This window comes from Streptomyces sp. 4N124 (assembly GCF_052245395.1).
GTDB lineage: Bacteria > Actinomycetota > Actinomycetes > Streptomycetales > Streptomycetaceae > Streptomyces.
Genome location: NZ_JBQQBS010000016.1, coordinates 26,762 through 45,946 on the forward strand (window position 1 = coordinate 26,762; position 19,185 = coordinate 45,946).

General features: G+C 68.6%; 21 protein-coding genes. 14 read left to right on the forward strand and 7 right to left on the reverse strand.

The features are described from left to right. Positions 1-95: 95 nt before the first annotated feature. The gene (locus tag ACTWQO_RS18200; RefSeq protein WP_443238380.1) at positions 96-1,040 is read right to left on the reverse strand and encodes an alpha/beta hydrolase family protein; all 945 of its coding nucleotides are present in this window, start codon (positions 1,038-1,040) and stop codon (positions 96-98) included. A 147-nt stretch (positions 1,041-1,187) separates the two neighbouring features. Between ACTWQO_RS18200 and ACTWQO_RS18205 the strand changes: the two genes are divergently transcribed. After that, entirely contained in the window at positions 1,188-1,778 is a 591-nt protein-coding gene (locus ACTWQO_RS18205) for a TetR/AcrR family transcriptional regulator (RefSeq protein ID WP_443238381.1), read from the forward strand. 43 nt (positions 1,779-1,821) lie between these two features. Beyond that, a complete protein-coding gene (locus ACTWQO_RS18210; protein WP_443238382.1) occupies positions 1,822-2,394 on the forward strand; it encodes a GNAT family N-acetyltransferase in 573 nt (190 codons plus the stop codon). Between the two features lie 29 nt (positions 2,395-2,423). On the opposite strand, the gene ACTWQO_RS18215 is transcribed toward ACTWQO_RS18210, so the two are convergent. Beyond that, positions 2,424-3,683: an SLC13 family permease gene (locus ACTWQO_RS18215; protein ID WP_443238383.1), complete on the reverse strand. Its 1,260-nt coding sequence runs from the start codon at positions 3,681-3,683 to the stop codon at positions 2,424-2,426. A 132-nt stretch (positions 3,684-3,815) separates the two neighbouring features. Here ACTWQO_RS18215 and ACTWQO_RS18220 point away from each other — a divergent pair, with 132 nt between their 5' ends. Genes ACTWQO_RS18220 through ACTWQO_RS18240 form a run of 5 tightly spaced genes read left to right on the forward strand, consistent with a single transcriptional unit; the run spans position 3,816 to position 7,963 of the window. After that, positions 3,816-4,289 (forward strand): carboxymuconolactone decarboxylase family protein, encoded by a 474-nt coding sequence (locus ACTWQO_RS18220; protein ID WP_443238384.1) that lies wholly within the window; start codon positions 3,816-3,818, stop codon positions 4,287-4,289. Positions 4,290-4,345: 56 nt separating this feature from the next. Next, complete coding sequence (locus tag ACTWQO_RS18225) at positions 4,346-5,320, forward strand: patatin-like phospholipase family protein (protein ID WP_443238385.1); 975 nt, start codon at positions 4,346-4,348, stop codon at positions 5,318-5,320. After that, the gene (locus tag ACTWQO_RS18230; RefSeq protein WP_443238386.1) at positions 5,317-6,543 is read left to right on the forward strand and encodes a macrolide family glycosyltransferase; all 1,227 of its coding nucleotides are present in this window, start codon (positions 5,317-5,319) and stop codon (positions 6,541-6,543) included. The genes ACTWQO_RS18225 and ACTWQO_RS18230 overlap by 4 nt, the downstream gene beginning before the upstream one ends. Next, positions 6,543-7,028 carry a hypothetical protein gene (locus ACTWQO_RS18235; protein WP_443238387.1) on the forward strand — a complete coding sequence of 162 codons (486 nt, stop codon included), beginning with the start codon at positions 6,543-6,545 and terminating at the stop codon, positions 7,026-7,028. Before ACTWQO_RS18230 ends, ACTWQO_RS18235 begins: the two co-directional genes overlap by 1 nt. Further along, complete coding sequence (locus ACTWQO_RS18240; protein WP_443238388.1) at positions 7,025-7,963, forward strand: hypothetical protein; 939 nt, start codon at positions 7,025-7,027, stop codon at positions 7,961-7,963. Before ACTWQO_RS18235 ends, ACTWQO_RS18240 begins: the two co-directional genes overlap by 4 nt. A 99-nt stretch (positions 7,964-8,062) precedes the next feature. On the opposite strand, the gene ACTWQO_RS18245 is transcribed toward ACTWQO_RS18240, so the two are convergent. Further along, positions 8,063-8,992, reverse strand: coding sequence for a UTP--glucose-1-phosphate uridylyltransferase (locus tag ACTWQO_RS18245; protein ID WP_443238389.1), 930 nt, complete (start codon positions 8,990-8,992; stop codon positions 8,063-8,065). A 280-nt stretch (positions 8,993-9,272) separates the two neighbouring features. Between ACTWQO_RS18245 and ACTWQO_RS18250 the strand changes: the two genes are divergently transcribed. The 3 genes from ACTWQO_RS18250 (at position 9,273) to ACTWQO_RS18260 (ending at position 12,851) form a co-directional block, all read left to right on the forward strand. Continuing rightward, positions 9,273-10,124: an MBL fold metallo-hydrolase gene (locus ACTWQO_RS18250; RefSeq protein WP_443238390.1), complete on the forward strand. Its 852-nt coding sequence runs from the start codon at positions 9,273-9,275 to the stop codon at positions 10,122-10,124. 150 nt (positions 10,125-10,274) lie between these two features. Then, a complete protein-coding gene (locus ACTWQO_RS18255) occupies positions 10,275-11,975 on the forward strand; it encodes an L-aspartate oxidase (RefSeq protein ID WP_443238516.1) in 1,701 nt (566 codons plus the stop codon). Positions 11,976-12,104: 129 nt separating this feature from the next. After that, positions 12,105-12,851, forward strand: a complete 747-nt coding sequence (locus ACTWQO_RS18260; protein WP_443238391.1) for an SDR family oxidoreductase — start codon at positions 12,105-12,107, stop codon at positions 12,849-12,851. Between the two features lie 49 nt (positions 12,852-12,900). Here the strand turns inward: ACTWQO_RS18260 and ACTWQO_RS18265 are convergent, their stop codons facing one another. Next, complete coding sequence (locus ACTWQO_RS18265; RefSeq protein WP_443238392.1) at positions 12,901-13,596, reverse strand: haloacid dehalogenase type II; 696 nt, start codon at positions 13,594-13,596, stop codon at positions 12,901-12,903. 86 nt (positions 13,597-13,682) lie between these two features. After that, the gene (locus tag ACTWQO_RS18270) at positions 13,683-14,114 is read right to left on the reverse strand and encodes a sigma factor-like helix-turn-helix DNA-binding protein (protein WP_443238393.1); all 432 of its coding nucleotides are present in this window, start codon (positions 14,112-14,114) and stop codon (positions 13,683-13,685) included. A gap of 345 nt (positions 14,115-14,459) precedes the next feature. Here ACTWQO_RS18270 and ACTWQO_RS18275 point away from each other — a divergent pair, with 345 nt between their 5' ends. Beyond that, on the forward strand, positions 14,460-14,945 hold the full coding sequence (locus ACTWQO_RS18275; RefSeq protein ID WP_443238394.1) for a MarR family winged helix-turn-helix transcriptional regulator: 486 nt from the start codon (positions 14,460-14,462) through the stop codon (positions 14,943-14,945). Between the two features lie 105 nt (positions 14,946-15,050). Here ACTWQO_RS18275 and ACTWQO_RS18280 read toward each other — a convergent pair whose 3' ends face one another. Then, complete coding sequence (locus tag ACTWQO_RS18280; protein WP_443238395.1) at positions 15,051-15,701, reverse strand: FMN-dependent NADH-azoreductase; 651 nt, start codon at positions 15,699-15,701, stop codon at positions 15,051-15,053. Positions 15,702-15,849: 148 nt separating this feature from the next. Between ACTWQO_RS18280 and ACTWQO_RS18285 the strand changes: the two genes are divergently transcribed. The 3 genes from ACTWQO_RS18285 to ACTWQO_RS18295 all read left to right on the forward strand — a co-directional run bounded on the left by ACTWQO_RS18285 (position 15,850) and on the right by ACTWQO_RS18295 (position 18,508). After that, the gene (locus ACTWQO_RS18285) at positions 15,850-16,515 is read left to right on the forward strand and encodes a nitroreductase (RefSeq protein WP_443238396.1); all 666 of its coding nucleotides are present in this window, start codon (positions 15,850-15,852) and stop codon (positions 16,513-16,515) included. A 105-nt stretch (positions 16,516-16,620) separates the two neighbouring features. Beyond that, positions 16,621-17,499 (forward strand): sigma factor-like helix-turn-helix DNA-binding protein, encoded by an 879-nt coding sequence (locus tag ACTWQO_RS18290; RefSeq protein WP_443238397.1) that lies wholly within the window; start codon positions 16,621-16,623, stop codon positions 17,497-17,499. 70 nt (positions 17,500-17,569) lie between these two features. Further along, on the forward strand, positions 17,570-18,508 hold the full coding sequence (locus ACTWQO_RS18295; protein ID WP_443238398.1) for a sigma-70 family RNA polymerase sigma factor: 939 nt from the start codon (positions 17,570-17,572) through the stop codon (positions 18,506-18,508). On the opposite strand, the gene ACTWQO_RS18300 is transcribed toward ACTWQO_RS18295, so the two are convergent. After that, on the reverse strand, positions 18,474-19,151 hold the full coding sequence (locus tag ACTWQO_RS18300; protein WP_443238399.1) for an NAD(P)H-dependent oxidoreductase: 678 nt from the start codon (positions 19,149-19,151) through the stop codon (positions 18,474-18,476). The two genes, ACTWQO_RS18295 and ACTWQO_RS18300, sit on opposite strands and share 35 nt — an antisense overlap. Positions 19,152-19,185: the final 34 nt, after the last annotated feature.

Consider the following 19,185-nt stretch of genomic DNA (forward strand, 5'->3'; position numbering starts at 1 on the left):
GCGGGAGTTCCAGCTGCGGCCGGCCCACTGTGCCATCAGAGGACCGGAGTTCGGCAGGCGATGTCCATGGACTCGACGACTGGGCGCATGCACTTTCACTTGGATTCGATGCGGCCCAGTGGATTGCTGCTCTCCGTCAATGCCGTGCGGGCTGCCGACCAGCTGGGATCCTGCGGGTCGAGTGCGCTGCGAAGGTAGGCCCAGGTGAGCCGTTGGATCAGGGCGACTCGTTCGGGGTTCTCGTCCGTTGTTTCCTTGGCTTCGTAGCCGGGGATTCCGCCCAGCGAGTGTTCCGCCCCGAACACGGTGAGCAGGCTCTTGCTGCCGGGACTCAAGAAATAGGGGTCGGCGCACCAGTCCGGCCCCCGAACGGTCAGCGGTGAGTCGTCCTGATCCCCCGCGATCACCAGGGTCGGCGTGGACATGTCCGCGAAGCTCGGGTTCATGAACGGGTAGCGCTCGGCCGCGAACGGTGTCAGGTCGGCGCCGCCCTGTCCGGCCGTGGCGAGCAGTACGCCCGCTTTGATGCGCGGGTCGGAAAGGTCCTCCCCCTTCTTGTTCTGCTCATCAAGGACGCGCAGGCCCAGCAGATTGCCCGCGGTCTGGCCGCCGAAGGAGTGTCCGGCTGCGGCGATTCGGCTTTGATCCAGGCGGCCACTGAGGCCCGGCACGGCAGCTTCCAGGAGATCAAGGTGGTCGAGGATGCGCTTCATGTCCTCGACTCGGTATCGCCAGATCCGTGGTGTGCGGGGATCGTCCGGTGGAAGGGCCAGGGTCCTGGAGTCGAGATGGGTGGGTTGGATGACGACGAATCCGTGAGCGGCCCAGAAGTCGGCCAGCGGTCCGTACCCGTCCAGCGATGAGCCGAAGCCGTGTGAGAAGACAATGACGGGCAGTTCGTGTCCGGCCGCCGGGGCGGACACTCGCACGTGGAGGTCGTGACCACGGCCCGGCGCTGACAGCGCTATCGGCTTCACGGAGACGATGGGAGTGGGCGCGCCCATGGCTGGATCCATGATTGCCCTCGCCGATTCGGCCATGGAGCGGTCTTCCTTTCAGCTGTTGCGCAGCAGGTGTTGCGCAGTTGACGCCCCGGTCTGACATCATGAAGAAGCGGGACAGTGTCCCGTTTGAAAATACGGGACACTGTCCCGCTTAGCAAGCACGGCAGCGAAGGGAAGGGTGCGGTGAACGCAGGCGATCAGGACGCAGGACGCGTGGTGCGGCCCAAACGGGCAGACGCCCGCCGCAACAAGGAGACCCTGCTCGACGCGGCCGCCGCGGTCTTCGTCACGGCAGGCGTGGAAGCGCCGATCCGCGACATCGCGGCCAAGGCCGGTGTCGGGACGGCCACGATCTACCGCCACTTCCCGACGCGAGCGGATCTCATCATCGCCGTCTACCGCCACCAGGTCGACGCCCTCGCCGACGCCGGGCCGACCCTGCTGGCGAGCAGCGCGACTCCCCACGCCGCGCTCGGGCAATGGATCAACCTCTTCGTCGATTTCCTGGTCACCAAACACGGGCTCGCGGCCGTACTGCAGTCCGACGACCCCTGCTTCGACCCCCTGCACGCCTACTTCCTCGACCGCCTCGTGCCCGTGTGCACCCAACTCCTCGAAGCCGCCGCCGACGCCGGCGAGATCCGCCCCGGCCAGGACGCGTACGAGCTCATGCGCGGCGTCGGAGGGCTGTGCGCAGGCGCCGGCAACAATCCCCGCTACGACGCACGCCGACTGGTCCAACTCCTCATCGCCGGGCTGCGCCTGCCGCAGTGACGGCGGCCGTGCGTCGCGATGAGGGCCGTGACATCGTGGGGCCATGACCATCGAGGTGCGCCCGGCTTCGGTCTTCGAGGATGTCCGTACGCTGCTCGGCCCCAAGGCACCGGGAGCCAACGTCTGCTGGTGCCTGAGCTACCGGATCCCGTCCAAGCTCAACAACGAGCTGCGCGGACCGGCCCGCGGTGAGTACGTCGCCGAGCTGTGCCGCGGAAAACCGGCTCCGGGAGTGATCGCCTACGACGGTGACGAGCCCGTCGGCTGGGCCGCCGTCGCACCCCGATCGGACACCTCCTTCGCACGCAACCGCAAGATCCCGCACGTCGACGACCTGCCCGTCTGGTCGCTGTGGTGCATCCGCGTGCGCCCCGGACACCGGAAGAAGGGCGTCTCGCACGCCCTCATCGCGGGCGCGGTGGAGTTCGCCCGCGCTCACGGCGCACCGGCGATCGAGGCCTACCCCCTCGACAACGGCGACGCGCGGGTCGACCTGACGATGGCGTACGCAGGTATCCGGAAGAACTTCGAACGCGCCGGGTTCACCCACGCCGCCGACACCACCTCGGTGCTGGCCGGTCATCCCCGGGTGCTGATGCGACTCGACCTGCGCTGACCGGTCAGCAGGGGGCGTGCAAGCAGCCCTCACTCCGCCATCATCTTCAGCGAGGCCCACAAGGCGAGGGTGGAGGCCAGCAGGGCGAGGGGGACGGTGAGCAGGCCGAGGAGGGTGAACTCCTTCAGCCTGACGTCGTGATCATGGTGGTGGGCGATACGCCGCCACAGCAGCGTGGCCAGGGATCCGGCGTAGGTGAGGTTCGGGCCGATGTTGACGCCCAGCAGGACGGCCAGGATCGCCCCGGGCCCGGAGGGTGCGGCCAGGGGCACGAGGGCGAGGACGGCGGGCAGGTTGTTGATCAGGTTCGCCAGGAGTGCGGCGAGCGCGGCGATGCCCAGCAGGGCGGGCAGCGTGGTGCCGTCGGGCAGGACATTCCCGAGGGCCCGGCCGAGGCCGTTGTCGACGACGGCCTGTACGACCACACCGAGGGCGAGGACGAAGACGAGGAACGGCACGTCGGCGGAGCGTACGATCGCGGCCGGAGTCGTGTGCCGACGAGCCAGTGCGCGTACGGCCATCACGACCGCGCCGACCGCCGCGGCCCAGGCCGGGTCGATACCGAGTGCGGAAGCCACGACGAAGCCGGCGAGCGTGGCGGCGACCGTCACCAGCGCGAACAGTGGCAGGTCCGTGAGCTCGTCCGCCCCCGTCGGATGGGTCGGTGCGTTGAGTTCGGCGGCGAAGAAGCGACGGAAGACGGCGTACTCGACGGCGATGGCCGCCAGCCATGGCAAGGTCATCAGCAACGCGAAACGTGTGAAGGTCAGCCCCGTCGCCGTGAATGCGAGCAGGTTCGTCAGGTTCGACACCGGCAGCAGCAGGGACGCCGTGTTCGACAGATGCGCGCCTGCATAGACGTGAGGGCGCGGCCGGGCCCCCATGCGTGCGGCGGTGGCGAACACCACCGGCGTCAGCAGGACCACGGTGGCGTCCAGGCTGAGCACGGCCGTGATCAGTGAGGCGAGAGCGAAGACCGAGCCCAGCAGCCTGTGCGGTCGGCGGCGGGACCAGCGGGCCATCCATGTCCCGCAGGCGTGGAAGAGCCCCTCGTCGTCACAGAGCTTGGCGAGCACCAGTACGGCGGCGAGAAAGCCGATCACCGGCCCGAGCCGGGCCGCCTCCTCCCGCACTTCCGCGATCGGGATCCCGCCGGCCGCGACCACGATGCCGGCCGCGGGTACCGCGAAGGCCGCCTCCGGCCAGCGGAAGGGGCGGACAACGGCACACACCAGCACCACGACCAGCGCGGCGACGGACAGGGACTCGAGCAGCACAGCATCGATCATCCACAGGGCGCGTAAGGACCAGGTCACCGCCCCCAGATACCTCTGAGTCCCCCGTCACACCCCGCTTCCTGTCACAGGCCGCCGGCCTCTCCGGTCAACGGTGTGTATCCGCCACTCGGCAAGGAGATCAGCATGGAATCGCGTCTCGACTACTTCGGCCACCCCCTCGCGGGCAAGGTGCTCAAGCACATCAACTCGGCCAGCAAGGTGGTATCGGACTCCACACTGCCCCTCGCGACGCAGGAACTGGTGAAGATCCGCGCCAGTCAGATCAACGGCTGTGGTTTCTGCACCGACATGCACACCAAGGACGCCATCGCGGCGGGAGAGACCGCGCAGCGCCTCCACCTGGTCGCGGCCTGGCGTGAGGCCAAGGTCTTCACCGACGCCGAGCGCGCCGCGCTGGAACTGGCGGAGCAGGGCACCCGCATCGCCGACGCAGCCGGCGGTGTCACTGACGAGGCCTGGAGGAACGCGGCGAAGTACTTCGACGAGGATCAGCTCGTCGCCCTGCTGTCCCTGATCGCCGTCATCAACGCGTACAACCGCATCAACGTCATCAACCAGCAGCCCGCAGGTGACTACCAGCCCGGCCAGTTCGGCTGACCGGCACCTGGCATCCATCGGTTCCCCGTTCGGTGCCGAGGTGAGAAAGGTGCACCATGAGGGTTACCTGGCGCCAACGATCAGGCGCATCGGCACGCTTCGTCTCCGGCGGAGGCGACTCGTCGGCGGGCTTGCACGCCCTTCCCCGTCCCGTGGCCGTGGTGGTGGGCGCCGGTGGCGTGCTCGGGGCGGCTCATGTCGGTGTGGGATACGCGCTGGAGCAGCGTGGGTTCGTACCGGACATGATCATCGGAACCTCGGTGGGTGCCCTCAACGGGGCCATCGCGGCCGCGCACCCCGACCGGGCCGCGCCGTGGCTGGATCACGTGTGGACGCAGTTGCGTCGCCGTGAGGTGTATCCGCTCGGCTATCTGTCCTCGCGGGCCAGCGTCTTCACCGATCGCGGCCTGCGGCGGCTGATCGCTCGGGCCGAACTGCCGTCGCGGATCGAGCAGTTGACGGTGCCGTTCACCGCGGTGGCCATGGACCTGGTCAGCGGCGCTCCGGCGCTGCTCGACCGCGGAGACCTCGAGTCCGCGCTGCTGGCCAGCGCGGCCATTCCCGGGATGCTGCCCCCGGTGGATCGTGCGGGGCGGACGCTCGTCGACGGCGGGGTGATCGCCTATGTCCCGGTGCTGGCAGCCCGGCAGGCCGGGGCGGCCAGCGTCGTGGTGGTGGCGACGGGGCTGGAGAGCTCGCCGTTGCCCACCACCCATCCGCGCCGACGTGCCAGTGCGATCGCCGCCAGGGCCGGGCTGCTGCTGTTGCACCATCAGATCGAGCGTGACCTGCACGAGGTGTCCCAGCACATTCCCACTGTCGTACTGCCGACCGGCATCGAGTCCTGGCCCGCCCCGTGGGACTTCGGCCACTCCCAGCGCCTGATCAGCACCGCGTCCCTCACCGCGGGGCGCTTTCTCGACGGACTGCGCATCGACGGTCCGGGCCTGTACCGGGCCGACGACCCTTCGGTGCCGTCCGCCAGACCGGGCGAAGCATCCACTTCTTCCATACAGGGGGCCGGCCTGTGAGCACCATCGCGTTCCTCAACATCGCCATGCACGGGCGCGTCAACCCGACGCTGCCCATCGTGTCCGAGCTTGTCCGGCGCGGCCACTCCGTCACGTACCACACCTCACCCGCATTCCGTGAAGAGATCGAGGCCACCGGAGCGACCGTGTGCCTCTATCCCGGGGGCGACCAGCCGCTCCCTGATCCACCGACGCCGCTCACGCTGCTGGAGGGGCTTGCGGGCACCGCCGTCCGCTTGCTGCCCGCCGTCCTCTCCGACCTGCGCCGCGTCCGACCCGACTTGATCGTCCACGACAACGCCTGTCCGTGGGGCGCGGTCGCCGCCCGCGAACTCGGGGTGCCGGCGGCGTCGTCGTGCACCACGTTCGCCTTCAACCGGCATGTGCCCAGCCCCACCGGCGGCTCGTGGGACATGCTGGCCGCGGCAACGGCCCGGCCCCGCAGCCTCCAGGGGTACGTTCGGTCCCGCTGGGCGCTGCACCGCCGCTACGACGCTCACGGGTTGCCGCTGCTCGACCTGGGGAACATCCGCCAGCCGCTCAATCTGGTCTACACCTCGCGGGCGTTTCAGCCTGCCGTCGAGGAGTTCGACCGGTCCTACCGGTTCGTCGGCCCGAGCATCGGCGCCCGCCCCCTCGACCCGTCGTTCCCGGCCGACCGGCTCCAGGACCCGGTGCTGTACGCCTCGCTGGGCACCGTGTTCAATGCCGACCCGCAACTGCTGCGCACCTTCGCGACCGCGCTGGCACCGCTCGGCGGCACCGTGATCGTCTCTACCGGGCAGACCGATCCCGACGCGCTGGGACCGTTGCCGGCCAATGTGCTCGCCCACCGCTTCGTGCCGCAGCCGGAGGTGCTGGCCCGCGCGGCGCTGTTCATCACCCATGGCGGGATGAACAGCGTCAACGAGGCCATGTACGCCGGGGTTCCGATGCTGGTGGTCCCGCAGGGCGCCGACCAGCCGATGGTGGCCCGTCGCGTCGTCGAACTCGGCGCAGGCCTGTCGATCCGTACCCAGGACGTCGCCAAGGGCTCCGTGCGTGTCCTCGCCCGGCGTCTGCTGCACGACCCCGGGTTCGGGGCAGCCGCGAGCACCCTGCAGGTGGCCCAGCACGAGGCGGGCGGGTATGCGCGGGCCGCCGACGAACTCGAACGGTACCTGCGAGCGACCGGCTCGGTCCGTGAGTCGGTTCCCGTCGATCCGTCAGGCGAGGCCGAGTGATGTCACCTGTCGTCGTCCTGCTGCTGTTCGCCGGGCTGTCGGAGGCCGCCGGGCGCATCCTGCCCCTGGTGTCGCGCCGGCCCGGCATGTCGCGGACCTTCGTGGCCGGGTTGCTGGTGGCCGCTGGCCTCGTCGAGGCTGCCGTGTTCACGCTGTGGCCACTGACGGCGTGGACCCTGGCCGAATTGGTGCTGTCCTCGCCGACGCCGGGCGACGAGTTGCTGTGGACGCCGGTCCTGGTGGCCCCGCTGGTGCTCGCTGCCGTGCTTGCGTTCCCCTTGCTCGGGCCCCTGCTCCACCTGCTGCTCTTTGTGGGGGTCGGCGCCGGTCTGGCCGGCCCGCTCGCGACGGCGACCGGCCTCGGCTGGTGGGGCGCAGCCGGCTGCGTGGCCGTCTCCGGGGCCGCTCTCGGGGTCGTTGTGGAAGCCGTACGGCGCCTGGTGGTGAGGATCAGTGCGACCCGAGGACCAGAGGTGATCGCATGAACGACTTCGTGCTCTGGGTGTGCGCATTGGGGCCGGTGCTGCTCGCCGAAGCCCTGCTGGCCCGCTACGAGGTGCTCGCCTACGGCGCCGGCTGGCGGGCCCCCATCACCGAGCTCCCGGACGGCGTGCCCTACGCCCGAGGCGCGACCCCCGACAGTCCCCCGGCCGCCTACCTCGTCTACCTCGACGGCATCGGGAAACGCCGTGTTCGTGACACCCGGGACGGCGGCCAGCTGGTCAAGGCCGTGCTCGCCGGAGCGCCGGAGCTGCGGGTGCTGGGTCAGGTGCAGCCCTACTCGCCGCTGGCCGACCCGCTCGCCGACCGGCCGGTGTGGGCGTGGCTGCGCCGTCGCATCGGGCTGCTGCTGTTCCTGCACAACGTCATGCAGATCTTCGTCGCCGCCGACCACCGGTACCGGCCCCTGTACAACCGGGCCGTCGGCTCCCAGATCGCCACTCAGCTCCGGCTCGGCGGCTACCAGCCCGACAGCGGCATCCCCGTGGTGCTGCTCAGCTACAGCGGCGGCGCGCAGGTCGCCACCGGCGCAGTCGACGAACTCCACACCCAGCTGCGCTCCCCGCTCCTGCTGATCACACTCGGCGGCTTCCACAACGGCGCCAATGACCTCACTCACGCCGAGCACGTGCATCAACTCACCAGCGCGAGCGACCGGATCGAGCGGGTCGGCACCTGGATCTTCCCCCAGCGTTGGCGCCTGTTCCGCCGCAGCGGATGGAACCGCGCCGCCCGCGCCGGGAAGATCACCGTGCATCGGCTCGACCCAGCCACTCACCTCGGGCCGCGCAGCTACATCAGCCCGGAGGGCCGACGACCCGATGGCCGCAGCTGTCTCGACCACACCACCGACACCGTGATCTCGATCATCCGGGCCCGCCACGGTGCGATCCAGGCGACGGACAGCCCGTCGACGTGAGAGCCGCTCAGGGACGCGCGCGTGTGGAACGACGTCGCCCATTCGAGGCAGCCGATCCGGGCCGCCCGCGGTGGACGGCCCGGAACGGAAAGCGGCAGGTCAGGCGGTGGCTTCCGTCTGGACGGCGGCAGCGCTGTCGACGTCGAGTCCGGCGACCAAGCCGCGCAGGACGGGGCCGTACTCGGGGTGGGCGAGGCCGAACGCCATCTGGGCGACCAGGTAGTCGGCCGGGTTGCCGGTGTCGTACCAGCGGCCCTTGATGACCTGCCCGTACACCGCGCGGGTGGCGGCGTAGGCGTTGATGGCGTCGGTCAGGTAGACCTCGCCGGTCCTGTGCTCGTACCAGCGACGGGTCTGCTCGCGCAGTTCGTCGATGATGCCGGGGGTGACGACATAGCCGCCGATCGCCGCGTACGACGACGGGGCGGCGGCCGGCTCGGGCTTCTCGACCAGTCCGGTGATGCGGAGTTGGCCGTCGCCGAGGTCTTCCTTGACGATGGGCACGCCGTAGCGCTGGGATTCGGTGGGGTCCATCGGCAGGAGGGCCAGCACCGGGCAGCCGGTCTGCTCGTAGGCGCGGATCAGCTGCTGGGCGCGGGGGACCTCGGCCACGAAGACGTCGTCGGGCCACAGCACCAGCACCGGTTCGTCGCCGAAGGCCCGGGCGGCGTTCAGTACCGGGGTGCCGTTGCCGTACGGGCCGTACTGGTCCAGGTAGGTGATGTGGCCCCGGCGGGCCAGCTCGGCGACCTCCTCCACCGCGTCCGCGTAGGCCGTCTTGCCGTCGGCGCGGAGTTGTTCGACGAGGGCGGGGTTGGGGCGGAAGTGGTCCTGGATGAGGCTCTTGCCGCCGGAGACGACGATGGTGATGTCGGTGATGCCGGAGTCCACCAACTCGCGGACGGTGTGCTCGATGACCGGCTTGTCGCCGACCGGGAGCATTTCCTTCGGTGTCGCCTTCGTCAGGGGCAGCAGACGGGAACCGAGTCCGGCGGCCGGGATCACGGCCCTGCGAATCGTCGGGGACATCAGGTCTCTCTCGGTCGAGCGGCACACCGCACCGGCCGGCACGGCACACGCCGACGCTACCAACGCCTCCACCGCCCCTGCCGATCGCCCGTCCCGCCGATCGCCGCCGTGAGCTGGGGTACTGCCCGGCCTCGCAGAGTTCCTTGATGGCAAGGGTGCGCGGGCTGCGGGTCAGAGCACCGAAGCCGACCGTCACGAGTTCTGCGTTTGACGACAGCCCGGCACGGGGCTGCACTGGATTCATGGGCGCTGCGGCGACTCCGTCCTAGGGAGAGCAGCGATGACAACCTTGGAGAGTTTCAACCTTCTGCAGCCATACAAGATCGCCGAGGAGACGTTCGTCATCCCGTGGGCCCTTGAGGCCCCGCCGGTCGGCCACTTCCCGATGAACTCGATGGTGATCCGGGGAACCGAACCGGTCCTCGTGGACACCGGGGCGCCCGCAGTGCGCTCGCAGTGGCTGGAGGCAGCCTGGTCCATCGTGGATCCCCTGGACGTACGGTGGATCTTCCTCACCCACGACGACCGCGACCACGCCGGCAACCTCCTGGCGGTCCTCGCGGAATGCCCGAACGCGACCCTGCTGACGACATGGTTCTCCATCGGCCGCATGGCCGAGGAGTGGGAGACTCCCATCAACCGGTGTCGCTTCATGACCGACGGCGACACGATCGACGCGGGCGATCGCACCCTGGTCGCCAAGCGACCGCCCTTGTACGACAACCCCACAACCCGCGCCCTCTTCGACCCGAAGGCCGGCGTCCTGTGGGCCGTAGACACCTTCGCCACGAACGTGCCGACCCCTGTGCCCGAAACGGCGGCGCTGTCGCCAGACGAATTCCGTGACGGCCAGTTCTTCGGTGGAAGGCTGGTCTCCCCCTGGGTCGCCCTGCTGGACGCCCAAAAGTTCGGGACGGTCGTCACCGACTTCCAACACCTGAACGCCGAGGTCATCGCCGGCTGCCACTGCCCGGTCCTCCGCGGAGCCCAGATCCCCGAGGCCTACGACCTTCTCCGCCAGCTCCCCGGAATCCCACCGTGGACAGAGTTCACCCAGACCGACCTGGACCAGTGGATGGCGGTTGCCGAGAGCTCGGTTCCGCCGGAGCAGCCGCGGCCGTCGGGGACGTGAGCGGCGCTGCCGCGCGGCGCCGGGGTGGTGACCGTGGTACTGCCTTCCCAGCCGGACGTGTCACAGATTCCGGGGCAGTCCGGTCGTACTGGGTGAGACCCAAGGCGATCGGAGTGGACCGTGGCTGTCAGCGAACAACGTCTTTCCACCATGGTGCTGGTGATCGGCACCGGAGGAGCTGGGCTGCGAGCAGCAATCGAGCTGGCTGAGGCCGGCATGGATGTCCTCGCGGTCGGCAAGCGTCCCAAGGACGACGCCCATACGGCACTTGCGGCCGGAGGCATCAACGCCGCGCTGGCCACGATGGATCCCGAGGACAGCTGGCAGCAGCACGCGGCAGACACGCTCAAGGAGAGCTATCTGCTCGCCGACCCGCGCACCGTCCAGATCGTCACGCAGGGCGCCGCCCGGGGCATCGACGATCTGGAGCGCTACGGCATGGCCTTCGCCAGGGAGGAGGACGGCCGGATCTCCCAGCGGTTCTTCGGCGCGCACAAGTTCCGGCGGACCGCCTTCGCCGGCGACTACACGGGACTGGAGATCCAGCGCACGCTCATCAGGCGCGCGGAGCAGCTCAAGATCCCGGTGCTCGAAGGCGTCTACATCACCCGGCTCCTGGTGCATGACGGTGCCGTCTTCGGTGCCTACGGCTTCGACCTCACCGACGGGACGCGCTACCTGATCCACGCGGACGCCGTGATTCTTGCCGCGGGCGGCCACACCCGTATCTGGCGGCGCACGTCCTCACGGCGCGACGAGAACACCGGTGACTCCTTCCGGCTGGCCGTGGAGGCCGGAGCGCGTCTGCGCGACCCTGAGCTGGTCCAGTTCCATCCTTCGGGGATCATCGAGCCGGAGAACGCGGCCGGCACCCTGGTCAGCGAGGCCGCCCGGGGTGAAGGCGGGATCCTGCGCAATGCACTCGGGGAACGGTTCATGGCGCGCTACGACCCCGACCGCATGGAGCTGTCCACCCGCGACCGCGTGGCCCTGGCCGCCTACACGGAGATCAAGGAAGGGCGCGGTACGCCGAAGGGTGGCGTGTGGCTCGACGTCTCCCATCTGCCACGGCAGACGATCATGTCGCGACTCCCCCGCGTCTACCAGACGCTGCTGGATCTGCAGATGCTGGACATCACCCGCGACCCGATCGAGATCGCGCCGACCGCGCACTACTCGATGGGCGGGGTGTGGGTGAGCCCGGAGGACCACAGCACGGACGTGCGGGGCCTGTACGCCATCGGCGAGGCGTCGAGCGGACTGCACGGCGCCAATCGCCTCGGTGGGAACAGTCTCATCGAGCTGCTGGTCTTCGGCCGCATCACGGGCCGGGCGGCCGCCGCCTACGCACAGTCCCTGACCGTGCAACGCCGGTCGGCGTCGGCGATCGCGCAGGCCCGCGCCGAGATCGACGATCTCCTCGTCGCTGATGGACCGGAGAACGTCCGCGCGCTGCAACGCGCCATCCGCAACACCATGACCGAGCGTGCGGGAGTCGTACGCGACGAGGAGGGTCTGGACGCCGGGCTGGTGGAGCTCGGCGTGATCGAGAAGAGGATGGAGGACGTAGGCATCCACCCCGACATCGCCGGCTACCAGGATCTGGCCCACGCCTTCGATCTCAAGTCCGCCGCTCTGGCTGCGCGGGCCACGCTCGAAGCGGCGCTTGAGCGCCGTGAGACACGTGGCTGCCACAACCGCAGCGACTACCCGGACTTGGACCCCGCTCTGCAGGTCAATCTCGTGTGGTCCCCGACGACCGGTGTCACCCGCGAGAGCATTCCGGCTGTCCCGGACGAGATTTCCTCTCTGATGGAAGAGGTCGCGACCGATGGAAAGCTCGTCGAATGACGCCGTGGGAATTTTCGTCGCGGAAGTTTTTCTCGATTCCTGCGAGCCCCTGTCACAAGTAGAGCCGCTGTCCTGTCACCTCTAGTGCAGCCCAAATGTATTCGGTGCAATCTCCGAGAGGAATCCGTTATGAAGGTCGTAGTGATCGGTGGAACCGGGCTCATCGGCTCGAAGCTGGTCGGCAAGCTGGGCGAGCACGGGCACGAGGCGGTCGCCGCCGCGCCCAACACCGGCGTCAACACGCTGACGGGCGAGGGGCTGGCCGACGTACTGAAGGGCGCGTCGGTCGTGGTCGACGTGTCGAACTCCCCCTCGTTCGCGGACGAAGCTGTCATGGACTTCTTCCGCACCTCCACGACCAACCTCCTCAAGGCGGAGGTCGAGGCCGGCGTACAGCACCATGTGGCGCTGTCCGTGGTCGGCACCGACCGCCTCCAGGAGAGCGGGTACTTCCGCGCCAAGCAGGTGCAGGAAGAACTCATCAAAGCGTCCGACATCCCGTACTCCATCGTCCACGCCACGCAGTTCTTCGAGTTCATGAAGGGGATCGCGGACCTGTCGACCGAGGGCGACACCGTGCGTCTCGCTCCCGCGAAGATCCAGCCCATCTACTCCGACGACGTGGCCGCCGCCGTCGGGCGCACCGCGGTCGGCTCCCCCGTCAACGGCATCGTGGAAGTCGCCGGTCCGGACGTCTTCCAGCTCGACGAGCTCATCCGTAAGGCGCTCGCCGCCCAGAACGATCCCCGCACGGTCGTCACGGACCCGCAGGCCCCGTACTCCGGTGCCGGACTGCAGGAGACCACGCTCCTGCCCGGTCCAGACGCGCACATCGCCGAGACCCGGTTCACCGACTGGCTCGCCCAGCAGCAGTAGGCCGTGGGGTGGGGCCCCGCCGTCGAGGCGGGGCCCCACCGTTTCGGGGCTAGCGGTCGAGAATCGCGGATACGAGTTCCGCGAGACTTGCGGCGTGGTGATCGAACGAGTCGGTGGCGAGCGGTGCGTCGGCGACCGGCCGTTGGACATAGGCCGTGCCAAGTCCCAGCGATTGTGCGCCCCGGAGGTCCCATGCGTGAGCGGCGACCATGAGAATGCGCTCGGGTGCACCGACGTCGGCGACTTCGACGGCGAGCCGGTAGACGTCAGGAGCAGGCTTGTAACTTTGAGCATCTTCCGCCGAGAGCACGTAGTGCCACCGCAGTCCGGCGTGGGCGTTGAGGCGGGTCAGCGTCGCTCGGCTCGCGTTGGACAGACCCACGAGGGGAAAGTACTGCGCCAGTCGCTCGAGGGATTCGACGGTGTCGGGCCAGGGATCGAGCCGCCGTTCGGCGGTTGCGAGCCGTCCGATGGCGACCGGGTCGGTCACGCCGCACTTGCTCGCCACGAGTTCGGCTGCTTCGCGGTCGACGACGTCGCTGTCGACGTAGGGCCGGCGACCGTCGAGCATCCTGCGTTGCTGGTCGGCCACGTGCCCCTGCCACAGGTCGACGAGGTCGTCCGCCTGGTCGGTGCCGAGTGTCGGAGCCAGCTCGCGGATGCTGTTGTGGAGCCCGCCGGGTTCGTCGACGAGCGTTCCCAGGATGTCGAACACGACCAGGTCGATATCAGCCTGCGAGGACATCCTGCTCCGCCTTCCTGCTGCCTTTGTGGTCCGCTACAGGCTACAACTGCTGCATAGGTGGACCGCAGCCGTCACAAAACGGCGTTCTATCCAGCCAGTACGCGGCTTTGCGATGCGATGGCCCGAGTCGGAAATCGGAATGGAGGTGAATGAAAATGCCACTCCGTCGGCTTTTCCATCTCACCGGTTGCGACTACTCGCTTTCCGTGCGCGAGACGGTCCTGGGCGCGGGACACCTGCTGCCGCGCATTGACCACGCTGAGGTGCAGGATCTCGGAGATGCGGCTGTAGGGGTAGCCGAATCCCTCCCGTAGGACATACGCGGCGCGTTGCCGCGGCGTCAGTGTCTCCATCAGCAGGAGGACCGCTAGTTCAACGGTGTCGTGCCGTTCGGTTCGAGACGACCATACGATCGGTGCCCTGCCACCGCAGCCATGCCTCCTGGATGATGTGTCCGGGGTGGCTGTCGTGAGCACAACCTCCCGGTGTTGCCGGGCTTCGGCCGGTTGTGTGTCCACGACCGGCTCCTCTGCTCCGAGGGTCAGCGGTTTGATCGCTTGCTGACAACCAACGTCGCGCCCGGCACAGCCGATCCCGCCCTTGGAGATCCGTGGGTGGGTGCGTGGTTGTGCCGTGGTTGATCCGCGGCCACATCTCGGGACCGGTTCACGAGTCGGACTTCTCGGGCGGCGGAGCGAGTGTCAGGCTCTGGACGCTCGGCATCTGCTCCCACAAGGAGATCCGCACGATGCGTCTCGCGGACGAGGCGCGGGCCCAGCACTCCAACCCCGTCGGGATCTGCCGTAGCCGATTTGGTTTCAATCGCAACCGTATCGAATGAATGGGGGCGGTACTGTGGCCCCATGCACGCCGACGTTCCGCCCAAAACCACCGCCCCGCGCGCGACCGGCCGGCCCGGGGACGAATCGCCTTTCGCTCTCGGTCTGCTGCTGCGCCGGGCGCACTGGCATGCGGCGACGGTGATGACGGAGGCGCTGCGACCCCTCGGAATCGAGCTGCGGCATTTCGCCGTACTGATCGTGTTGGTCGACCGCGGGCCCACGGTGCAGCGGGACTTGGCGACGGCGACGGGATCGGACAAGGCGGGAATCATGCGGGTCGTGGACGACCTGGAGCGCAAGGGGCTGGCCGTACGCAAGGCCGTTCCTGGGGACCGCCGGGCTCGCGCAGTGGACATCACACCTCAGGGCATCGAGCTTTTCGACGCGGCTCATGTGGCGGCGGCGCCGCTGGCCGAGCGTCTGGTTGCCGGACTGGGGCCCGGCGAACCCGAGCAACTGACGGATTTGCTGACCCGGTTCGCCCACCCCGAGGGCGATGAAGCGTAGGCGCGCCCGCGCACCGATCGCCTGCGGCGTGATCCAGGCCGCTGGCAGCGAGGACGCCGTGTGACTCCTGAGTCGAGGAGTCACACGGTGTGACCATTCCAGGGGTCATGCGGCGAAACGCTCCGCGAACTCCTTGGCCTTGGTGGCCGCGTCCTCGAAGGCACGCTCGCGGGATGCCTCGTAGAGGGGGACCAGCTCGGACATGGCCGGGTTGCGGGGCGCCATGGTGAGTTCCGGGACGATGAAGTGCAGGTCCAGGCGGAGGGTGCCCTTGAGCACGGCCTCCAGGTAGTTCTGGACGAACTCGAAGCCCTCGCGCGGGGTGCCCGGTGCGTAGGAGCCGCCGCGGCTGGCGACCACGATGACCGGAGTGCCCTGGGCGGAGGGGGTCTCACCCGCGGTACGGCCGAGCAGCAGCACACTGTCCAGCCACGCCTTGAGGGTCGACGGGATCGAGAAGTTGTACATGGGGGCACCGATCAGAACGGCGTCCGCCTGCTCCAGTTCCTCGATGAGCTCCTCGCGCGCGGCGAACGCGGCGGCCTGCTCCGGGGTGCGCTCGGACGGGGCGGCGTAACCCGCGGACCAGGCGTCGGCGGTGATGTGCGGGACCGGGTTGGCAGCGAGGTCGCGGTAGATCACCGCGCCCTCCGGGTGCTGCTCCTCCCAGGCCGTGCGGAACGCAGCCGCGACCGAACGGGACGAGGACGCCTCGCCAGGGAACACGGACGAGTCGATGTGCAGCAGCGTGGCCATGGACGTTCTCCAAAGGGCTGCGCCCGGGGCAGGGTGCCGAGGGCGGTGGATTGATACTCGACGTTAGTTAAACACGCGACCGTATTGAATGATACTATCGCGAATGCAACGTAAGGAGGAACGTTGAGCACATGGGAGGTAGGCGATCTTGGACGTCTATGAGGCGGTCACGAGTCGACGCGCGGTGCGTGGATTCACCGACCGGCCTGTACCGAAGGAGGTATTGGAGCGCGTGCTCTCCGCCGCGGCCTGGACGCCGTCCGCATCGAATCTTCAGCCGTGGCACGCCTACGTGCTGACCGGCGGGCGGCTGGCCGAACTCAAGAAGCGTGCCAGCGAGCGCGTGGATGCGGGCGACCCCTGGGACGAGCCGGAGTACGAGCAGTACCCGCCCGCGCTGAAGTCCCCGTATTCCGACCGCCGTTCCGCCTTCGGTGAGCAGCGCTACGGTGCACTCGGCATTCCACGCGAGGACCTGGAGGCGCGCCAGAGGGCCGCCGCCGAGAACTGGAACTGCTTCGGCGCACCCGCCGCCCTGTTCTGCTACATCGACCGCGAGATGGGTCCGGCCCAGTGGTCCGACGTCGGCATGTTTCTGCAGACCGTCATGCTGCTGCTCCGCGCCGAAGCGCTGCACACCTGCACGCAGATGGCCTGGGCGAAGTATCACAAGACCGTCGCGGAGGTCCTCTCACCCCCGGACGAGCTCGTCCTCTTCTGCGGCATGTCGATCGGGTTCGAGGACGTCACGGTGGACTACACGCGTACGGGCCGGGCGCCGCTCGACGAGACGGTCACGTTCGTCGACTGCTAGCACCGAGCGGCTACGCGGTCGGCCGCGGAAAAGGTGTCACAAGCTCCGCGTGTGTCCGGTCTGACGGATGGAGACAAGGCTCGGCCGACGGAGGGAGGACGCCGTATGGACCACGCGGACGCGGTGTCGATCGCGGAGTTGCTCGACGAGCGGCGGTTTCTGCTGGATGTCGCCTACTGGATGCTGGGCAGTGCGGGTGAGGCGGAGAGTGTGGTCGATGAGACCTACCGCAGGTGGTACAGGCTGTCCGACGCCGCGCGACAGGAGATCACGGTGCCCCGGTCGTGGCTGGCCAGGACCACGGGCGGGATCTGCCTGGTCCGGCTGGCCCGCCCGGGCCGAGAGCGGGCCGACTGCAAGGACAGTCACCGCGTGGAGGCAGGGGGTACCCAGGGGGCGCAGGTGGAGTTGGAGGCCGAGATCAGCCGGGTTCTGCTTCAGGTGCTGGATTCCCTGTCGCCGGCCGAGCGGGCGGTGTTCGTACTCAATGACGTCTTCGGGATGACTCCGGGTACGGTCGCCGACATCGTCGGACGCACCGAGCCGGAGTGCGCCGAACTCGCCGAGCAGGCACGTCAGTGTCTTCGCCGGCAGCGTTCACGCCCCACGACACCGCAACGGCACGATGCCCTGGCCCGCGCGGTTCGTGAGGCGTGCGTGAGCGAGGACGCCGAGTCGCTGGCCTCTCTGCTGTGCCCGGACGCCACGGCGTTCTTCGACGGGGGCGGCAAGGTCCGTGCCCTGACCAGGCCGGTCCATGGCCGCCGGCAGGTCGCCCACAGTCTGCTCACCCTCCTGGCCCGCCGCCCACGCACCACCGTGAACGCCCAGTCCGTCAACGGCCGCACCGGCCTCGTCGCCCGCTACGACCACCAAGTCGCCGCTGTCATCAGCCTCGACATCGCCGACCGCCATGTCGCACAGGTCTGGGTCGTCCTCAACCCCGACAAACTACGTTCTTGGAACCACCCACCCACCGCATAGCGCGTGCCAATGCTGTGACCGGCACCGCTGGAAACACTGCGTCCCTGCCTGAGGCCTGAACCGGAGGATCATGGATCTCGACCCGCCTCCCACGACAAGTGGCATCGACGAGGCTCTGGCTGTCTTTGTGCAGCACCGGACGCGCCTGTTCGGCATCGCCTACCGCGTGCTCGGCAGCGCGGTCGAGGCTGAAGACGTGGTCCAAGAGGTATGGCTGCGCTGGCAGAAGACCGACCGCTCCGTGGTGGTCAACCCGGTGGCCTTCCTCTCCAGTACGACGACCCGCTTGGCCATCAATGTTGCGCAATCCGCGCGGGTGCGTCGGGAAACCTACATCGGACCGTGGTTGCCGGAGCCCATCGATACGAGCTCCGACCCGGAGGCCGGCGCGCAGCGCGCGGAGGCTCTGGAACTGGCGCTGCTGTTGGTCCTGGAGAAGCTGAGCCCCACAGAGCGCGCCGCATACGTACTGCGCGAGGCATTCGACTACCCCTATCCCGAGATCGCCGAGATCCTTCAACTCAGCCTCGTCAACGTGCGGCAGATCGTGAGCCGCGCTCGCAAGCATCTGTCGGCCGAGCAGCGGGAGAGCGTGGACACCGCGGAGCACCGGCGACTTCTCAACGCGTTCGTCTCAGCAGCTCAAACGGGAGATGTGGCTTCACTTGAGGCCCTGCTCACCCCCGATGCCGTCAGTCTGTCCGACGGCAACGGCATGCGGGGCTGCGCTCGCCTGCCTGTGCTGGGCCGCGCACGTGTGGCCAAGCTGTCGACCTACCGGCAGTTGTGGCGGGAAGCGGAGCACGAGTTGGTGGACGCCAACGGCTGTCCGGGCGTGCTGGTCCGACGAGACGGCCAACCGGTCGCGTTCATGACCGTCGCCGCCTCGCCCGAAGGCATCTACAAGGTGCTGTGGCTCTTCAGCCCGACCAAGATCGCCGCATTCCTTGACTCGCGTTCCCGCTTCGCAACCATCAACGAACGGTCAGCTCTGAATCCGCCGCCGTGAGCGCGACGGCTTTCCTGACGCGCTCCAGCGCCGCTGACCTCTCCCTGTCGGACATGCGGGCCGGGCCGTAGGTGATGACGGGGTCGAGGACCTCGTAGCCGACGAACTCCAGCATGCCGCGGTGTATATGGAACAGGAAGTCGTCCACCGCGCCGAAGGCGCCACCAGGCCGGAACGACTCACTCGAACCGCCCGTCGTGAACAGCAGCATCGCTCGTTTCCCGGCGAGCGCCGCGTCACCGAAGAGTCCGTGGTCGCCGCCGAAGACCGCGCCCATCACGAAGACCCGGTCCACCCATCCCTTGAGGATGGCGGGCAGCGAGAACCACCACAGCGGAAACGACAGCACGAGCAGATCAGCGGCGAGCAGCCGATCGAGATGGGCCTTTACGGCCGCGTCGAGCGTCCCCTCCTTGACCGCGCGCTGTTGCTCGGCCTGCGGCTTGAAGTGGCCGTCCACCGGCCCGAACTCCTCGCGGGCGAGGGCCGGTGCCCATGCGTCGGCATAGAGATCGAGGACGTCGACTCGGTATCCGGCATCGCGCAGGGCGTGGGCCGCGGCCCCCATCTGGGCGGTGCTGAACGAGTGCGGCTCGGGGTGAGCGTGAACGATCAGGGCTGTGGGGGCATCGGCAGTCGACATGATGAGATCATATCGACGTATCGCGATGTGTCAA